General features: G+C 69.8%; 10 protein-coding genes. 6 read left to right on the plus strand and 4 right to left on the minus strand.

Annotated elements, in window-relative coordinates; all coding sequences use genetic code 11:
* Window positions 1–64 precede the first annotated feature (64 nt).
* The gene (locus IEX18_RS08120; protein ID WP_188658220.1) at window positions 65–1,138 is read left to right on the plus strand and encodes an alpha/beta hydrolase; all 1,074 of its coding nucleotides are present in this window, start codon (window positions 65–67) and stop codon (window positions 1,136–1,138) included.
* Window positions 1,135–3,471, plus strand: a complete 2,337-nt coding sequence (locus IEX18_RS08125; protein WP_229664444.1) for a glycoside hydrolase family 95 protein — start codon at window positions 1,135–1,137, stop codon at window positions 3,469–3,471. Before IEX18_RS08120 ends, IEX18_RS08125 begins: the two co-directional genes overlap by 4 nt.
* Window positions 3,472–3,770: 299 nt before the next feature.
* On the opposite strand, the gene IEX18_RS08130 is transcribed toward IEX18_RS08125, so the two are convergent.
* The gene (locus IEX18_RS08130) at window positions 3,771–6,470 is read right to left on the minus strand and encodes a glycoside hydrolase family 3 C-terminal domain-containing protein (RefSeq protein WP_188658221.1); all 2,700 of its coding nucleotides are present in this window, start codon (window positions 6,468–6,470) and stop codon (window positions 3,771–3,773) included.
* Window positions 6,471–6,653: 183 nt separating this feature from the next.
* On the opposite strand from IEX18_RS08130, the gene IEX18_RS08135 reads away from it, so the two are divergent.
* The gene (locus IEX18_RS08135) at window positions 6,654–8,537 is read left to right on the plus strand and encodes an NPCBM/NEW2 domain-containing protein (RefSeq protein ID WP_188658222.1); all 1,884 of its coding nucleotides are present in this window, start codon (window positions 6,654–6,656) and stop codon (window positions 8,535–8,537) included.
* A 156-nt stretch (window positions 8,538–8,693) separates the two neighbouring features.
* Here the strand turns inward: IEX18_RS08135 and IEX18_RS08140 are convergent, their stop codons facing one another.
* A complete protein-coding gene (locus IEX18_RS08140) occupies window positions 8,694–9,500 on the minus strand; it encodes a FadR/GntR family transcriptional regulator (RefSeq protein WP_188658223.1) in 807 nt (268 codons plus the stop codon).
* A 176-nt stretch (window positions 9,501–9,676) separates the two neighbouring features.
* Between IEX18_RS08140 and IEX18_RS08145 the strand changes: the two genes are divergently transcribed.
* The 3 genes from IEX18_RS08145 (at window position 9,677) to IEX18_RS08155 (ending at window position 14,239) form a co-directional block, all read left to right on the plus strand.
* The gene (locus IEX18_RS08145; protein ID WP_188658224.1) at window positions 9,677–10,825 is read left to right on the plus strand and encodes an endo-1,4-beta-xylanase; all 1,149 of its coding nucleotides are present in this window, start codon (window positions 9,677–9,679) and stop codon (window positions 10,823–10,825) included.
* Window positions 10,825–12,474 carry a glycoside hydrolase family 43 protein gene (locus IEX18_RS08150; RefSeq protein WP_188658225.1) on the plus strand — a complete coding sequence of 550 codons (1,650 nt, stop codon included), beginning with the start codon at window positions 10,825–10,827 and terminating at the stop codon, window positions 12,472–12,474. The genes IEX18_RS08145 and IEX18_RS08150 overlap by 1 nt, the downstream gene beginning before the upstream one ends.
* A 205-nt stretch (window positions 12,475–12,679) precedes the next feature.
* Window positions 12,680–14,239 (plus strand): glycoside hydrolase family 43 protein, encoded by a 1,560-nt coding sequence (locus tag IEX18_RS08155; protein ID WP_188658226.1) that lies wholly within the window; start codon window positions 12,680–12,682, stop codon window positions 14,237–14,239.
* Between the two features lie 135 nt (window positions 14,240–14,374).
* Here IEX18_RS08155 and IEX18_RS08160 read toward each other — a convergent pair whose 3' ends face one another.
* Both IEX18_RS08160 and IEX18_RS08165 read right to left on the minus strand, forming a co-directional pair.
* Window positions 14,375–16,321 carry a sialate O-acetylesterase gene (locus IEX18_RS08160; RefSeq protein ID WP_188658227.1) on the minus strand — a complete coding sequence of 649 codons (1,947 nt, stop codon included), beginning with the start codon at window positions 16,319–16,321 and terminating at the stop codon, window positions 14,375–14,377.
* Window positions 16,322–16,355: 34 nt separating this feature from the next.
* Window positions 16,356–17,903, minus strand: a complete 1,548-nt coding sequence (locus IEX18_RS08165) for a tryptophan halogenase family protein (RefSeq protein ID WP_188658228.1) — start codon at window positions 17,901–17,903, stop codon at window positions 16,356–16,358.
* Between the last annotated feature and the right edge of the window lie 71 nt (window positions 17,904–17,974).

Consider the following 17,974-nt stretch of genomic DNA (forward strand, 5'->3'; position numbering starts at 1 on the left):
GCCTGACGACAAAAAAGGGGCCGCCGGTCAGCGGCGGCATCCGTCCACAGAGAGGATGATCCGCATGGCTGCCCCCCTTCCCGCCCGCTGGCTCGCCGCGGCGGGTCTCTGCCTGTCTGCACTGCCGGTGGCCGCGCAGATGACCACCGAGCTTCCCGCGGCGGTACCCGGCGCCAAGCCGGTCACCGTGGAGCGGATCAGGATCCATTCCGCCGCGCTGGAAGGCAGTCTTGAGGGCGATCCGGCGACCCGCGACGTGATCGTCATCCTGCCGCCCGGCTATGCCGCCGAACGCACCCGCCGCTATCCGGTCGTCTATGCGCTGCACGGCTATTCGGTCGGCGCGGAGCAGTGGAGCAAGGAAATCCACGCGATCGAGGCGACCACCGGCGCCTTCGCCCGCGGCGTCCCCGGAATGATCGTGGTGCTGCCCGACAGCAAGACGATGCATAACGGCTCGATGTATTCCTCCTCGGTCACCACCGGCGACTATGAGCGCTTCATCTCGCACGACCTCGTCGCGGCGATCGACGCCAGATACCGCACCCTGCCGGTGCGCGAGAGCCGCGGGCTCGTCGGCCATTCGATGGGCGGCTATGGCGCGTCGCGGATCGGGATGAAGCATGCCGACGTGTTCGGCGCGCTGTACATGATGAGCCCCTGCTGCCTGTCGCCGCGCGCGATGACCCGGCTCGACCCCAAGGATGCCGACGCGCTCGCCGCGCTCAAGTCCCCGGCCGACTCGCCCAGCCTGTCCTGGGGCCAGCGCGCGATGCTGGCGAGCGCCGCGGCCTGGTCGCCCAATCCGAAGAAGCCGCCCCTCTACCTCGATCTGCCGGTCGAGAACGGACAGGTGCGGGAGGATATCGCGGCGAAATGGGCGGCCAATTCGCCGCTCGCCTTCGTCGACCAATATACCAGCAATCTGCGCCGCTATCGCGCGATCGCGATCGATGTCGGCTCGCAGGACGGGCTGAAGGCGGATGCGGGCAAGCTGCACGAGGCGCTGGATCGCTATGGCATCGCCAACAGCTTCCAGATCTATGAGGGCGATCATACCAACCGGATCGCGGTGCGCTTCCAGGATCAGGTCATGCCGTTCTTCGGCCGCAACCTCGTCGCCCAGGCGCGGCCGTGAGCGGCGCGCCCTCGCGCCGGTCGGTGCTGCGCGGCGCGGCCGGGGTCGCCCTTGCGGGCAGCCTCGCCCGCCCCGCCAGCGCGGCGGCGGAGGGCGCGCCCGATCCTACCCACAGCCTCTGGTATCGCCAGCCCGCCAGCGTCTGGACCGAGGCGCTGCCGGTCGGCAACGGCCGGCTCGGCGCGATGGTGTTCGGCGGCACCGCGCATGAGCGGCTCCAGCTCAACGAAGATACGCTCTGGGCCGGCGGACCCTATGATCCCGTCAACCCCGCCGCCCGCGCTGCCCTGCCCGAAGTGCGCCGGCTGATCGATGCGGGCCGGTACGCCGAGGCGCAGGCGCTGGCGGACAAGGCGCTGATCGGCACGCCGCGCACGCAGATGCCCTATCAGCCGCTCGGCGACCTGATCCTCGACCTGCCGGCGGTCGCGAACGCCGATATCGCCGACTATCGCCGCACGCTCGATCTCGACTCGGCGGTGACGGAGACGCGCTTCACCGCCGGCGGCACCCGCTATCGCCGCACCGTGCTCGCCGCGCCGGGCGACAACATTCTGCTGGTGCGGCTCGAGGCGGATCGGCCATTCGACCTGAACGTCGCCCTCTCCTCCCCCCAGCCGCAGACCGCGGTGACGGCGGAGGGACCGGCGCTGCTGATGCACGGCCGCAATGCCGATCATGCCGGCGTCCCGGGCGTCCTCCGCTACGCCGCGCGGGTGCAGGCGCTGACCGAGAGCGGCAGCATCGCACCCGCCGAGAGTGCGCTCGCGATCCGCGGCGCACGCGCGGTGACGCTGGTCGTGGCGATGGCGACCAGCTTCCGCCGCTTCGACGATTATGCCGCCGATCCGCTGGCGCTGACCGCCGAGACGCTGGCGCAGGCCGTCGCGCGCGGCCCCGCGCGGGTGGAGGCGGATGCGACCGCCGCCTATCGCGCGCTCTACCGCCGCGTCGCGCTCGACCTCGGCGTCACCGCCGCGGCTGACCAGCCCACCGACCTGCGCGTCAAGGCGGACCGCGCCGCCGGCGACCCGGCGCTCGCCACCCTCTATTTCAACTATGGCCGCTATCTGCTGATCGCCTGCTCGCGCGAAGGCGGCCAGCCCGCGAACCTCCAGGGCCTGTGGAACGAGGCGACCGATCCGCCCTGGGGATCCAAATATACGGTCAATATCAATACCGAGATGAACTACTGGCCCGCCGAGGTCACCGCGCTGCCCGAATGCGTCGCGCCGCTCGTCCAGATGGTGCGCGAACTGGCGATCACCGGCGAGCGGACGGCGCAGGCGATGTACGGCGCGCGCGGCTGGGTATGCCACCACAATACCGATCTGTGGCGCGCGACCGCGCCGATCGACGGCGCGCCCTGGGGCCTGTGGCCGACCGGCGGCGCGTGGCTCTGCACGCATCTGTGGGACCATTACGACTTTGGCCGCGACCGGGAATATCTGGCCTCGGTCTATCCGCTGATGCGCGGCGCGGCGCTGTTCTTCCTCGACACGCTGCAGACCGATCCGAAGACCGGGCGGCTGGTGACCAATCCGTCGCTCTCGCCCGAGAATGTCCATCCCATGGGTGCCTCGATCTGCGCCGGGCCGGCGATGGACCAGCAGATCCTGCGCGACCTGTTCGACCAGGTCGGTCAGGCGGCGGCGATCCTGAAGGTCGATGCCGCGCTTGCCGCCGAGATCGCCGCTGCACGTGCGAAACTCGCACCCGACCGGATCGGCAGCGACGGCCGGTTGCAGGAATGGCAGGAGGATTGGGACGCCAGGGCGCCCGAGCCGCGGCATCGCCACGTCTCGCATCTCTACGCGCTCTTCCCGAGCGACCAGATCGATCCCGACCGCACCCCCGACCTCGCCGCCGCCGCGCGACGCTCGCTGGAGGCGCGCGGCGACGAGTCGACCGGCTGGGCGACCGCCTGGCGCGCGAACCTCTGGGCGCGGCTGCGCGACGGCGAGCATGCGCATCGCATCATCGCCTATCTGCTCGGCCCCGCACGCACCTATCCCAACCTGTTCGACTCGCACCCGCCCTTCCAGATCGACGGCAATTTCGGCGGCACGCGAGCCATCGCCGAGATGCTGATGCAGAGCCGCGGCGACGAGATCCTGCTCCTGCCCGCCTTGCCGCGGGCATGGCCGACCGGGTCGATCAAGGGCCTGCGCGCCCGCGGGCGCTGCCGGGTGGACGTACACTGGCGCGAGGGGCGGCTGACCCATGCGGTGCTGACCGGCGACGAGGCCGGACGGCGCACGGTCCGCTATGGGGGCGAGCGGCGCGAGGCGGCGCTGGTCGCCGGGCGCGGGGTGAAGGTGCGGCTGGGATAGGGGGAGGCGTTCACCAACCCATTCCGTCATCCCAGCGAAGGCTGGGATCTCCGCTTGGCAAGCGTGACGGTTCCCCACTGAGACCCCAGCCTTCGCTGGGGTGACGTAATGTTGAGGGGTGCGGGTGTGCACGCGCCCCCCACCCCGTTCGTGCTGAGCCTGTCGAAGCACTGTTCTTCGTCCCACGCGCGCCAGCGCTTGAGACAAGAAGGCAGTGCTTCGACAAGCTCAGCACGAACGGGGTGGGGAGTTGGTATCAGTCCAAAGAACCGGGCCGGCACTCCGCCGGCCCGCTCCCGTCACTCCGCGACCGCGCCCGCCTCGTCCACCCGGAACGCAGCCGAGCGCACCGGCACGCCGGTATCCGGCTGGCCGCTGCCGACGCTGACGCGGTAATCGCCCTTCATCACCTGCCGCACCCCGTCGGCGGTCACCGCGCTCAGGTCGCGCGGCGAGAGGGTGAAGGTCACCGCGCGCCGCTCGCCGGGTGCCAGATGCACGCGCCGGAAGCCGCGCAGCGCCACGCGCGGCGCGCCCTCCACCTTCGGGAAGTCGAGGTACAGCTGGGCCACCTCGTCGCCCGCGCGCTTGCCGCTGTTCTGCACCTCGGTCGTCACGGTCAGCCCGGCGCCCGCGCCGCCCGCGGCCGGCTGCAGCTTCAGCGGCGCATAGGCGAAGCTGGTGTAGCTGAGGCCGTAGCCGAACGGATAGACCGGCGTGCCGGTGAAGTAGCGATAGGTCCGCCCCTTCATCGCATAGTCGCCGAACGCCGGCAGGTGGTCGACCGAGCGGTAGAAGGTCAGCGGCAGCCGCCCGGCGGGATTGGTCTTGCCCGCCAGAACGTTGCCGACCGCCTGCCCGCCCGCCTGGCCCGGATACCAGGCCTCGACGATCGCCGAGGCATTGGCCTTCGCCCAGGCGAGGTTCACCGGGCTGCCGTTCATCAGCACGACGATCAGCGGCTTGCCGGTCGCCTTGGCCTGTTCGAGCAGCTGCTGCTGGTCGGCCGGCAGGTCCAGCGTGGTCTTGTCGCCGCCCTTGAAGCCGGGGACGGAGATCGGCGCCTCCTCCGCTTCGAGGTCGGAGGTCAGGCCGACCACCGCGACCAGCGCGTCGCTGTCCCGCGCGGCGGACCGCAATGCGGCGGCGGGATCGGCGGAGACGCGCTTCCACACGAAACCGATGCCGCTGGAGATGCGCGACTCGCTGGTGATGGTGATCGGGTAGCGCCGCCCCTTCTCCAGATCGATCGTCCGCATCGTCGGCAGGCTGTTCCACGACCGGCCCTTCAGATCGACGAAGGGCTGGCCGTCCAGCGTCATCGTGCCGGTGAAGCCGCTGATGCCGAGGCGATAGCGGCCGGTCTCGGGCGGCACGAGGAAGCCGGTCCAGCTCACCCGATGGACGTCGCGCACCTGCGGCAGGTCGAGGCTGCGCCCGCCCACATCGGCCTCGACCCGGGTGACGGTCGGCGCCTCCTCATAGCGGGCCGCCTTGACGAAGGCGTCGAGTGCGCCCGGCGCGAAGCGCGCCGGCACCTTCTGCACCGGGTTCCAGTAGCGGGCGACGAGGCCGGGCTTCCCGTCCGGCGTCAGCAGCGCGCTGGTCGGCACCGGATCGCCATCGGTGAAGGTCTCGCCGAACGGCACGTAGCGGACGCGCGCCGACGGCATGGCGCGCTGCAACCCCTCGACGACCGAGATCGGCCGGCCCGACAGCGCCGAGGAATAATTGCCGCGCAGCACCCGCGTCGCATCGCCCAGCGGGCCGATGACGGCGATCCGCGCGCTGGACTTGAGCGGCAGCGTGCCGTTGTTCTTGAGCAGGACGAGGCTCTTCTCCGCCACCTCCAGCGCCAGCGCCTGATGCTGTGGCGTGCCGATCGACGCGGTGGAGGCGCTGGTGATCGACAGCGGCCGCACGCCCGGCAGGTCGCCGTTGCGATAGCGGGCGGAGAACAGCCGGATCAGCGACCGGTCGATATCGCCGACCGACAGCAGCCCGCGATTGAGCGCGTCGCGATAGGGATTGGCGAGCCCGTCGGTATCGCTCAGCGTCTGGGTGTTGCACTCGTTGTCGACGCCCGCGCGCATCGCCGCCGCCACCGCGCTGGCGGGATCGGGGGCGTAATGGTGGTTGGCGTTGATGTCCTTCACCGCGTCGCAGTCGGACACGACATAACCCTTGAAGCCCCAGGCGCCGCGCAGATAGGTCTTGAGCAGCATGTCGTTGGCGCAGGCGGGCTGGCCGTCGATGCGATTATAGGCGCACATGATCGACCCGGCGCCCCCCTCCACGATCGCCGCGCGGAAGGCGGGCAGGTAGGTGTCGACCAGATCGTGCTGCGAAATGTAGACGTTCGCCTCGTGCCTGGTCGATTCCGGTCCCGAATGGACGGCATAGTGTTTGGGCGTGGCGATCACGTCGTAGCGGCCGGGATCCTCGCCCTGCATGCCGCGGACGAAGGCGACGCCCATGCGCGCGGTGAGGAACGGATCCTCGCCATAGGTCTCCTGTCCGCGGCCCCAGCGCGGATCGCGGAAGATGTTGATGTTGGGCGACCAGGTGTCGAGCCCAGTACCGATCCGGCCCAGCTTGCCGGTCTGGCGGCCCAGCGCGTGGAGACCGCGCACCTCGCTGCTGATCGCGCCGGCGGTGCTGTGGATCAGCTGGTCGTCGAAGGTCGCAGCCAGCCCGATCGGCTCGGGAAAGTTCGTCGTCGGCAGCGTCCCGATCGCGCCGTGGAGCGACTCGGTCCACCAGTTATAGGCGGGGACGTCGAGCCGCGGGATCGCCGGCGCGGTGTTGAGCAGCTGGTCGAGCTTCTCCTCGGTCGTCATCCGCGCCACGAGCCGGGCGGCGAGCGCCTCGGCCTGGTCGGCGGTCTGCGAGCCGGCGGCAGGCGGCATCGGCTCCCCGGTCTGCGCCGACGCCGCCGCTGCGGCGATCGACAGGGCCAGTACCGACACGAACGCGGCATAGTGCTGCTTCACGAACATCCCCTTCTCCCTTCCTCCTGGCGTTGATAGCGGTACCACTTTTTTCCGCACGACCTGCAATCGATTAAGTTGCAGACAATGTTCGAAAAAGCGGCCCCTTGCCTTGACGTCTCTTTTAGTCTGACAACAGCGTTCGACAAGAGTGGAGAGGGGACGGCCCGCGTGTTTCGAACGAGACTGACCATGACGGCCCTGCCGGTGCTGCTGGGCCTGACCACGCCGGCAGCCGGGGCCCCCGCCGATCCCCTGGCGCCGACGGGACGCTGGTCCGCCAACACGGAGGGTCAGGCGGCGCTGCCGCCGATGGGCTGGAACAGCTGGAACGCCTTCTACACCGATGTCGACGAGGAAAAGGTGATCGCGTCCGCGCGGATCATCGTCGACAGCGGGCTGGCCGCGGCAGGCTACCGCTACATCAACATCGACGACGGCTGGTGGCTCCAGCGCCGGCAGAGCGACGGGCGGTTGGTGATCCGCACCAACCGCTTCCCCTCCGCCGTCGCGTCCGGCGGCCGCACCAGCTTCCGCCCGCTCACCGACCGGCTGCACGGCATGGGGCTCAAAGCCGGCATCTATTCGGATATCGGCCGCAACAGCTGCGGCCAGATCTTCACGCCCAACTTCGTCAACCAGCCCGAAGGCAGCATCGCGGAACGCGAGATCGGGCTGTACGGCCATATCGATCAGGACATTGCGCTCTACTTCGCCGAATGGGGCTTCGACTATATCAAGGTCGATGGCTGCGGCATCCGCGGGCTGGGGCCGGACAGCGACCATGTGAAGAAGGGTGACTACCGCCTCTTCGCGCCGCTGATCGACCTTAACGCGCTCAGCCGCACCGACATCCCGGCGGTGAAGGACCTCTATGCGCAGGTCGCCGGCGCGCTGCGGCGGCACAATCCCGATGGCGACTATGTCTTCTCGATCTGCCTTTGGGGATCGTCGAACGTGCGCGCCTGGGCCAAGGACATGGGCAACGTATCCCGCACCAGCGACGATATCACCGCCAACTGGTCGCGGATGCTCACCAATTTCGACACGACGGTGACCCGCGCGCTCTATGCGCATCCGCATGGCTGGAACGATCCGGACATGCTGTTCGTCGGCTCGGGCGATTTCGACGCCAGGCACATGACCGAGGCGCGATCGCATTTCGCGCTCTGGGCGATGGTCAACGCGCCGCTGCTGATCGGCTTCGACCTGCGCAAGGCGAATGCGGAACAGATGGCGCTGCTCGGCAATCGCGCGCTGATCGCGCTCAACCAGGATCCGGCGGGGCATCAGGCAGTCCCGGCCTATCTGTCGGACGACATCCAGATCTTCGTGAAGACGCTGGCCGATGGCGAGAAGGCGGTCGCGATCTTCAACCGCGGCCTCGCCCCGGCAGAGGCGGCGCTGACCGCCGCGCACCTCAAATGGCGCGGCGACCGGCCGGTCGCGATGACCGATCTCTGGACGGGCAAGCGCAGCGCCTTCACCGGCGAGACCAAGCTCAGCCTCGCACCGCACGAGACTTTGGTCTTCCGCACCCGGGGCGAGCGCGTGCTGCCCGGCGGCGTCTATCTGTCGGAAACGCCCGGCGACGTGAACCCCGCGGTCGACGGGATCCTGGTGCCCCGCGCCGATCCCACCATCCACCGCTCGGTCATCCCCTGGACCGGCACCCATGGTGCGGGCGAACAGCCGCAATATGGCGGCTGGGGCGGCGCCCAGCCGGATCGCTCGCCCTTCGGCGATCCGCTCCGCGTGGCCGGGCAAGTTCAGGACAGCGGCATCGGCGTGCTCGCCGGATCCCGCCTCGAGGTGCGCAACCACGGGCATGCCCGCTTCGCGGCAGAGGTTGGGGTCGACGACGCCACGATGGCGAAAGCGGCGCGCGTGACCTTCGCGGTCTACGCCGATGGCCGCGAGGTCGCCCGCTCACGCGCGGTGCGCGCGGGCGAGGCTGCGGTGCGGATCGCGGCAGACGTGCGCGGCGCGAAGCTGGTGGAACTGGTTGCCCGCGGCGAGGGCGCGGCGGCCGACAGCATCGTGGCCAGCTGGGGCGGCGCCAGGTTGCTGGACTGACGCTCCAACTCTCCTGCCAGCCGAAGGCTGACGGAAGGGGCAAGCACGGCGCGTATCGACTGGACACCCCCGCCCTCCCCCTCCGACGCGCCGGAGCGCGCCACCTCTCCCTGGCGGGGAGGATCGGCTAGAGCGGCAGCGGCCCGCGCCGCCCGGTCACACCTCGCCCATGGAGGAGCGCGTATCGTCCAGCGCCAGCTGCACCAGCTGGTGCATCGCCGCCGCCGCCGCCTCGCCATCGGCCGCGGCCACCGCGTCGAACACCCGCACATGGTCGGGCAGCGGGTCGCGCGGCAGCGCGCGGCCGCGATGCTTGAACTGCGTCGTCCAATTGACCGCGGCGCCGATGCTGGCGCTCAGCGTCAGCAGCACGCCGTTGCCGCTCGCCCGCAGCAGGACCTCGTGAAACTCGCGATCCGCGGCGCGGCCGGCCTCGGTCGCGAGCGTGTGGCGCCGCATCCGGGCGAGCGCGTCGCGGAGCGCCTTCACATCGGCCTTGTCGCGCCGCTCGGCCGCCAGCCGCGCCGCGGCCGGCTCCACGATCGCGCGGAGTTCGAACAGGTCGCGCACATAGGTCGCGTCTGGCTCGCCGCCCTCGAATGCCCAGGCGAGCACCGTCGGATCGAGCAGGTTCCAGCGGCTGCGCGGCAGCACGCGCGTCCCCGCCTTGGGCCGGCTCTCGACCAGCCCCTTGGCGGTCAGCACCTGCACCGCCTCGCGATAGGCCCCGCGCGAGACGTTGAGGGCTTCGGCATTCTCGACCTCGCCGGTCAGGCGCTCGCCCGGCGCGATCTGGCCGGACATGATCGCGGTGCCGAGGTACCGCGCCACCGCCCCGCGCAGGCGCCGGCCGGAGCCGCGCGGAAGGCGCTTGGCGCCATCGTCATCCGCTTCCAGATCCTCTCCGGCGCCCACGTCCGCATCCTCTTCGAGACCGATCGCCCCGGTCGTGGCACTGGTCATGTCGGCACCCTCCCCCGCGCTTATGGCTGCGCGTCATCAAGATCATAGCAGGCCGCCACCGGAGTGTAACGCCAGCCGCCCCGCCCCGTTTCCTGCTCCTTCCGCATCGCAAGATTTCAGTGGCTTGCGCTAGCTTGCCCGCTCTTTACTACTCTTACAACAGCTTGGGAGAGGTTATGACCGGATCGGACTGGACTCGGCGGGAGCAGCTTGCCGCGCTCGCCGGCGGGCTTGCCGCCGCGGCGCTGCCGGCGCGCGTGCTGGCACAGGCGGGGGGCGCCCTGCCCGTTAGCGATCCCGGCGCCGGACCGTCGCTGCGCCAGCTGGCGGCGGAGAAGGGCATCCTGTTCGGCAGCGCGGTCAGCGGTCGCCGCGCCTCGCCCTTCGACGATCCCGCCTATCGTGACATCCTCATCCGCGAATGCGGCGTGATCGTCCCCGAGAACGAGATGAAGCTCTATGTGGTGGGCGGCGATCCGAAGCGGCCGAACTTCGCGCCCGCCGACCGGCTGGCGGCCTTCGCCCGCACCAACGGGATGAAGCTGCGCGGGCATACGCTGTTATGGAATCGGGTCGAATATATGCCCGCCCCGCTCGCCGCCCAGATCCGCGCCGCCGGGCCGGAGCGCTGGCTGCGCGACTATATCGCCCGCGTCTGCACCCATTTTCCCCAGGTCTATTCGTGGGACGTCGTCAACGAGACGATCGATCCCAAGACCGGCGGGCTGCGCGACACCGTCTTCACCCAGACGCTCGGCTTCGACGCGCTGCGCATCGCCTATGAGGCGGCGCGCGAACATGCTCCCCGGGCCCAGCGGGTCTATAACGACTATATGTCGTGGGAGCGCGGCAACGAGACTCATCGCGCCGGCGTGCTGCGCCTTCTCGAACAGTTCCGGGCGAAGAACGTCCCCGTCGATGCGCTCGGTATCCAGAGCCATATCGGCACCGATGGCGACCATTCGGATGCGCAGCGGCGCGACTGGATGCAGTTCGTCGATCGCGTCACCGACATGGGCTACCGCCTGCTGATCACCGAGTTCGACGTGAACGACAAGAGCCTGACCGGCGACATCGCCAAACGCGATGCGGAGGTGGCGGCGATCGCGAAGGACTATCTCGACCGGATGCTGTCCTATCGGCAGCTCGACCAGCTGCTGTTCTGGGGCATGATCGACAAGTACAGCTGGCTGCAGGGCTTCACGCCCCGGCCCGACAAGCTGCCGCAGCGCCCGCTGCCCTATGACGCCGCCTATCGGCCCAAGCCGCTGGGTGCCGCCGTCGCTGCCGCGCTCCGCGCCGCCCCTGCCCGAGGAGTTGCCTGATGAAGTTCCTGTCCTTCGCGGCCGCCGCCGCCACCCTGCTCCTCGCCGGCACCGCCGCCGCGCAGACCGCCCGGTTCGAGGAGTTCCGCTATGACGGCCGCGCGCCCGACGGGGTGCAGGCGGGGCCGGGCGAATATCGCAACCCGGTCGTTTCGGGCTATTATCCCGATCCCTCGGTGACGCGGGTCGGCGACGACTATTATCTCGTCAACTCGTCCTTCGCCCATTATCCGGGCCTGCCGATCTTCAGGTCGAAGGATCTGGTGAACTGGGTGCAGATCGGCAACGCGATCGACCGCCCCACCCAGCTCGACTTCACCGGCCGCGGCGTGTCGGAAGCGGTGTTCGCGCCCGACATCACCTTCCACGACGGCACCTTCTACATCGTCAACACCTGCGTGTCGTGCAAAGGCAATTTCGTCATCACCGCCAAAAACCCGGCCGGCCCCTGGTCCGACCCGATCTGGCTGCCCTTCGAGGGGATCGACCCCTCCATCTACTGGGAGGGAGACAGGGCCTATATCGTCAACAACCGCGCCCCCGCCGAGCCGGCCCGCTACGACGGGCACCGCGCCATCTGGGTGCAGGAATATGACTGGCGCGCCGGCAAGATGGTCGGCGAGAGCACCCAGCTGATCAATGGCGGCGTCGACCTGTCCAAGAAGCCGGTGTGGATCGAGGGTCCGCACATCTTCCTGAAGGACGGCTGGTATTATCTGACCGCGGCGGAAGGCGGCACCAGCGTCAACCATTCGCAGGTCGTCTTCCGGTCGAAGTCGCTGCGCGGTCCGTTCACGCCCTTTGCCGGCAATCCGATCCTGACCCAGCGCGACATGCCCGCCGACCGCGCGCACCCGGTCAGCGCCGCGGGCCATGCCGAACTGGTCCAGACGCAGAAGGGCGACTGGTGGGCGACCTTCCTCGCCACCCGCCCCTATGCGGACGACTTCTACAATATCGGCCGCGAGACCTTCCTGCTCCCCGTCACCTGGCGCGACGGCTGGCCGATCATCCTCGACAAGGGGAAAGCGGTGCCGCTGACCCATGCGCTTCCCGATCTGCCGCGCGGCGCGAAGCCCAAGCTGCCGACCAGCGGCGACTTCGGCTATGTCGACGGCTTCGACGGCGACCGGCTGGCGATGCAGTGGATCGGCATCCGCACGCCCAAGACGCCTTTCTACTCCGTGAAGGGCGGCGCGCTGGAGCTCGGCAGCGGCGCGGCGCTCGGCGACCAGAGCGGCGTCCCCGCCTTTGTCGGCCGGCGCCAGCAACATGCGATCGCCACCGTCTCCACGGTGGTGCGCTTCACTCCGACCAAGGACGGCGCCCGCGCCGGCCTCGCCGCGGTGCAGAGCGACAGGAACAACCTGTTCTTCGGCATCACCCGCATCGCCGGCAAACCGATGATCGCGCTTTACACCCGCGACCAGAGCGCGGCCGAGACGCTGGTCGCCTCCGCCCCGATCGATCCCAAGGGGCCGGTGACGCTCCGCATCCGCTTCGACCGCGGCACCGCCAGCTTCGACTGGCAGGCGGGCGGCGCGATGCAGACGCTGAAACAGGGCGTCGACACCCGCCTGCTCAGCACCCAGCGCGCCGGCGGGTTCGTAGGCACGGTGGTCGGGCCGTTCGCCTATACGCCGGGGTAAAAAGGATCAGCCCCCGCCTCCCCGCCCCGATCGTCATCCCAGCCCCAATCGTCATCCCAGCCCCAATCGTCATCCCAGCCCCAATCGTCATCCCAGCGAAGGCTGGGATCTTCGGCAACCGTTAGCCCGCCAGTCGCCAGAGGCCCCAGCCTTCGCTGGGGCGACGAACTCGGGGCAGCGCTCATCTCACATGACAGGAAACGACATGCGCCTCGCCCTGCTCGCGACCGCCCTTCTCTCCACCGGCGCGCTCGCGCAGGCGTGGCAGTCCGACCGCGGCGACGGCAGCTATGCCAATCCGCCGCTCTATGCCGACTATCCCGATCCCGACATCATCCGGGTCGGGCGCGATTTCTATTTCATCACCACCACCTTCGCGAACGTGCCGGGGCTCACCATCATGACCTCGCGCGACCTCGTGAACTGGCGCTTCGTCGGCCATGTCATCGACAGGCTGGAGGGGCGGCCCGAATATGAGCTGAAGGATGGCGGCGCCTATCGCCGCGGCATCTTCGCCCCCAGCCTGCGCTATCGCGACGGGGTCTTCTACATCGCCGTGACGCCGGTGGGCGAGCCGACCCGCATCTATCGCTCGCGCGACATCCGCGGCCCCTGGACGATGAACCGGCTGAGCGAGGAGGCGTTCGATCCCGGCCTGTTCTTCGACACCGACGGCAGCGCCTATATCGTCACCTCCGCCATGGCGGACGGCACCGCGACGCTGCTGACGCTCGACCGCGACCTGAAGACAATCACCGCCAGCAGGGCGGTCCACTTCAACAAGGGCGCGGAGGGGTCGAAGGTCGTCAAGCGCGGCGAGTATTACTACATCTTCAACTCGATCCCGCGCCGGCTGGGCATGACCGTGTCGCGTGCGCGCAGCCTCAATGGCCCATGGGAGACGCGCGACCAGATCGACGACAGGACGGGCGGGCACCAGGGCGCGATCGTCGACCTGCCCGACGGGCGCGACTATGGCTTCGTCATGGTCGATGCCGGTGCGATCGGGCGGATGACCAACATCAGCCCGATCTACTGGCGGGACGGCTGGCCCTATTGGGGCACGCCCGACGCTCCCAATCGCGTCCCTGCCACCGCGCGCAAGCCGATCCAGGGCGAGGCGCCCGCGCAACTCCCCGCCTCCGACGATTTCGGCGCGCGCACGCTGGGGCTGCAATGGCAGTGGAACCATAATCCCCTGCCCGGCCGCTGGTCGCTTGCCGAACGGCCCGGCTGGCTGCGCCTCCGCGCCGTGCAAGGGCAGACGATCTGGGACGCGCGCAACACGCTGGTGCAGAAGGGGCAGGGCCCGGTCAGCCGCGGCGAGGTGGTGATCGACGCCAGCCACATCGCCCGCGGCGACCAGTGCGGCTTCGGCACCTTCGGAAAGTATAACGGCCATATCGCGATCGGCCGCGATGCTGGCGGACGGCTGATGCTAACCATGCGCGTCGTCGAGGATGTCGTGGCGGACGAGGGGCGCACCACGCAGAAGACCGACACCCGCGTCGCCGCCGTGCCGCTGACGGGATCGCGCGTGTCGCTGCGCACCGACATGGACTACCGCACGAACCTCGCCCGGGTCGCCTACAGCCTCGACGGACAGCGCTGGACGGACCTCGGCGGCACCTTCCCGCTCGCCTATGACTGGCGGACCGGGACCTTCCAGGGGCAGCAATATGCGCTGTTCTGCTACAATCCCGCCGGCCGCGGCGGGTGGATGGACGTGGACCGGTTCACGCTGTCGGGAGCGGAGCGAAAGTAGCGCTGCCGCCCCCCTGCATCGTCACCCCAGCGAAGGCTGGGGTCTCCCGCTTGGTTGGCGTTGCGCTTCCCACAGGGAGACCCCAGCCTGCGCTGGGGTGACGATTAAGGCTGGGCAGTGGGGGGCCTATTCCCCCTACTTCACCGCCGCCTCGAACCCCGGCAGCGTCAGCCCCGCATCGTCGAACACGTTGACGCTCGGCGCATCGGCCCAGGCATAGCGCACCCTGGTCGCGCCGTTCGCGCCCGCCAGCCGCACCGTCTGCCCCTCGACCCGCGCGTCGGCGTAGCGGCACGAGCCCGCCGCCGCGCCGCACAGCTCGAAACCGATCGCCCGGTCGCTACCGGTGGCGTGCAGCGCGCCCGTCACGCCGGTGAAGCTGACCGAGACGCTGCCGTCCTGCTCCCGCCGCGCGCCGGCCAGCGCCGGGCCCGAGGGGCTGATCGCCTCGCCCAGGACGCGCGCGCGCATCACCCGCGCCAGCCTTACGCCGACCTCGTGCTTCTCGCCCGGATGGATGTCGCGCGGATCGCCCAGGTCGAGCGCGACGGCGAGGCCGGACCGACCATCGGCCTCCGCCACCCGGCGCTGCACATCGCGCAGCCAGCCCCAGCCGCTCTCGCCGGGCGCCTTCGCCAGCGCGCCATAATTGGCGAGCTGGACGATCGCGAAAGGCATTTGCGGGCTGGCGAAGCGGGCGCGCCAGCCCTTCATCAGCTCGCTCAGCCGCGTGTCATAGCCGGGCAGCCCGGTGTCGCTCTCGCCCTGATACCAGGCGACGCCGGCCAGCGGCATCCCGCCCAGCGCCACGATCATGCCGTTGTAGAGGGTGCCGACGCCGTTGATGTCGTCCCATGGCACGCGCGGCGCACCGCCCGTCAGCCGTTTGGCGATCGCATAGCGCCAGCTATCGCCGAGCGGGATCGAGCTGCCGTCGGCGAAGGTGATCCGCATCGTCTCGGCCGGGCCGGTCATGCCTCCAAAGGCATAGACGTCGTCGTCGTTGACCGTGATGACGTTCCGCCCCGGCTTCAGCACGCCTTCCGCCAGCGCATAGGTGCGCGCCTGTCCGGCGAGGCTGCTGCCGCCGACGCCGACGCCGTTCACCCAGGTGCGGTCGGCATCGTCGACCATCCCGATCGACAGCATCGCCGGTCCGCGCGCCTGGGCGGGCGTGACGGTGATCTCACGCTGATACCAGATCATGCCGTTGTAATCGGCCAGTTCCGGCACGCCCCATTCCTCGAAGTGCGAGAAGCGCAGCACGGGTTTCCAGTCGAGCGCGGCGTCGGGCTGCCACGGCTCGCGCCCCGTCGCGTCGCCGCTGCCGGCGCGCCACCACGCCTCCCACCGGCCCGAGGCGCGACGTTCCGCGGCCGCGGGGTCGCGCGCGTAGAGGGCCAGAAGGTCCGCCTCCTCGCCCAGCCCCGCCGCGCGCTGCCCGGCCGGGGTCAGCCACGCGCTGATCCGCGATCCGCCCCAGCTGGCATGGACCGCCCCCACCGGCACGTCCGGTGCGGCGCGGCGCAGCGCCTGCGCCATGTAGAAACAGGCCGCCGAGAAGCCGGGAATGTTGCCTTGATCGGCAGCGGCCCAGCGCGGCGTGTCGCGGAACGTGTCGAGCGGCGCGGCGGAGCTGCGCTTGGTGATGGTGACCAGCCGCAGCTTGGGATCGAGCGGCGGGTTGGCGTCCGGAATCCAGCTCTGCGCCACGCCGACCGGCATCTCCATATTGCTCTGGCCCGAGCAGAGATAGACGTCGCCCACCATCAGGTCGCGCGCGACCAACGCCCCACTCGGCGCGGCGATGCTGAGGTCATAGGGGCCGCCGGCGGGCAGCGCGGGCAGCTCCGCCTTGAACCGTCCGTCGCGGTCGGTGCGCGTCGTCACCGTCTTGCCGCCGAGCGCGATCAGCACCGGTTCGTTGGGCGAGGCGGTGCCGCTGATCGGGATCGGCCGCCCGCGCTGGAGCACCGCATGGTCGCCGATGATCCCGTCGAGCCGCGGCGCCGCCAGCGCCGGCGCGGCGAGCACGCCCGAAAGAGCCGCAGACAAGAACAGGGTCGTCAGGCCACGCGCCATAATGCGTCTCCGGTCGGGGGTTCGAAAGGGAAGATCAGATGGTGGGCAGACCGCGCTCGACGATCTTGCGGATCAGGTCGCGATGCCGCGGCAGGCCGGCGAGCAGCTTCGCGGTCATCGCATCGTTCTCGCGCCGCGCACGCCCGGCCATCACCGTTTCGGCGGCCAGGCTGCCGGGCGGCACCGCGGTACGCTGGCCCATGCCGTAGAGGACATATTGGTAGCTGGCGGCGGGGAACACCTCCTCCACCCGGTCCAGCTCGTCATGCATCCACGGCACCTGCCAGCGCCACAGCTCCATCAGCGCGTTCAGCCGGTCGGGCATCGTCTCGGGCCGGGCATTGTCGCGCCAGAAATCGCTGTCCGTGCGCTGCGTCAGCGCATAGTGCAGCTTGAGGAAATCGACGATCCGCCCCCAACGGTACAGCGTCGTCTCGTTGAACCGCCGCGCCACCGTGTCCATCACCTCGCGACAGGCGGGCATCTGCTCGGCGATCAGCTTTGCCGACAGCTCGATCAGCACGATCGCCGAGGCTTCGAGCGGTTCGAGGAAGCCGGCCGCCAGCCCGACGGCCACGCAATTGCCCTGCCAGAACCGCTCGCGATGCCCGGCCCGGATCGACAGCCTGCGCACCGGCAGGTCGCGCCCCGCCTCGCCCAGATAGGCGCGCAGCTCGCGCTCGGCGTCATCCACATCGATATGGCTGCTGGAAAAGACATGGCCGACGCCGCGCCGGCTCTGCACGCCGATATCCCAGATCCAGCCGGCGCTCTGCGCGGTCGAGATGGTGTGCGAGGCGATCGGCGCATCCGCCGCGTCATAGGGCACCTGGATCGCCAGCGCCGTGTCGCAGAACAGCACGTCGCCCAGCGGCCTGAACGGCACGCCCATCGCCTCGCCCAGCAGGAGCGCGCGAAAGCCGGTGCAGTCGACGAACAGGTCGCCCGCAATCTCGCCCGCCTGCTCGGTGCGCACCGCGGCGATGTCGCCATTCTCCGCCATCACCGGCTCGGTCACGTCGGCCAGCACATGGCGCACGCCCAGCTTGTCGCAGCAATGCCGGCGCAGGAAGTCGGCGAACCTGCCCGCATCCAGATGATAGGCGTAGTTCGCCAGCGCCTCGTACTCGGGCGTCGCGATCGTCTTGGGGGCGAGGCCCTCGTCGCAGATCCGCCCCTGCGGCGTCACCGCGTCGCAGAAGTTGGTCGCGCCCTCTTCCCCCGCCAGCCAATGGGCGGCAAGGTTCACCTGCGCGAAGCCCTGCGGCATCATCAGCGGGTGGTAATAGCCGTCGTCTGCCGCGCCGGTGACCCAGCGGTTGAAGCGCGCGCCCTGCTTGAACGACGCGTCGCACTCGCGGAAGAAATCGGTCTCTGAGACGCCCATCTTGCGCAGCGTATTGCGCAGCGTCGGCCAGGTCCCCTCGCCCACGCCGATGATCGGGACATTGGGCGATTCGACCAGCGTCACGGTAAAGCCGTGCGCGCGGCGGCCCTGATGGCGCGCGGCGATCACGCCGGCGGTCAGCCAGCCAGCGGTGCCTCCCCCGACGATGACGATATGGTTGATCGGCTGCACCATGGCGCCTCATGCGTCCCGCGAAAGGGGCGGGGAAGTCAAGCCGCCGGCCCGACCTCCCCGACCATTTCCGC

Origin of the sequence: Sphingomonas metalli, assembly GCF_014641735.1 — a bacterium.
Taxonomy (GTDB): domain Bacteria; phylum Pseudomonadota; class Alphaproteobacteria; order Sphingomonadales; family Sphingomonadaceae; genus Sphingomonas; species Sphingomonas metalli.

Coding starts and splice junctions, on each gene's coding strand:
- IEX18_RS08120 (WP_188658220.1), top strand. CDS start 65: ATGGCTGCCCCCCTTCCCGCCCGCTGGCTCGCCGCGGCGGGTCTCTGC.
- IEX18_RS08130 (WP_188658221.1), bottom strand. CDS start 6,470: ATGTTCGTGAAGCAGCACTATGCCGCGTTCGTGTCGGTACTGGCCCTG.
- IEX18_RS08135 (WP_188658222.1), top strand. CDS start 6,654: ATGACGGCCCTGCCGGTGCTGCTGGGCCTGACCACGCCGGCAGCCGGG.
- IEX18_RS08140 (WP_188658223.1), bottom strand. CDS start 9,500: ATGACCAGTGCCACGACCGGGGCGATCGGTCTCGAAGAGGATGCGGAC.
- IEX18_RS08145 (WP_188658224.1), top strand. CDS start 9,677: ATGACCGGATCGGACTGGACTCGGCGGGAGCAGCTTGCCGCGCTCGCC.
- IEX18_RS08150 (WP_188658225.1), top strand. CDS start 10,825: ATGAAGTTCCTGTCCTTCGCGGCCGCCGCCGCCACCCTGCTCCTCGCC.
- IEX18_RS08155 (WP_188658226.1), top strand. CDS start 12,680: ATGCGCCTCGCCCTGCTCGCGACCGCCCTTCTCTCCACCGGCGCGCTC.
- IEX18_RS08160 (WP_188658227.1), bottom strand. CDS start 16,321: ATGGCGCGTGGCCTGACGACCCTGTTCTTGTCTGCGGCTCTTTCGGGC.
- IEX18_RS08165 (WP_188658228.1), bottom strand. CDS start 17,903: ATGGTGCAGCCGATCAACCATATCGTCATCGTCGGGGGAGGCACCGCT.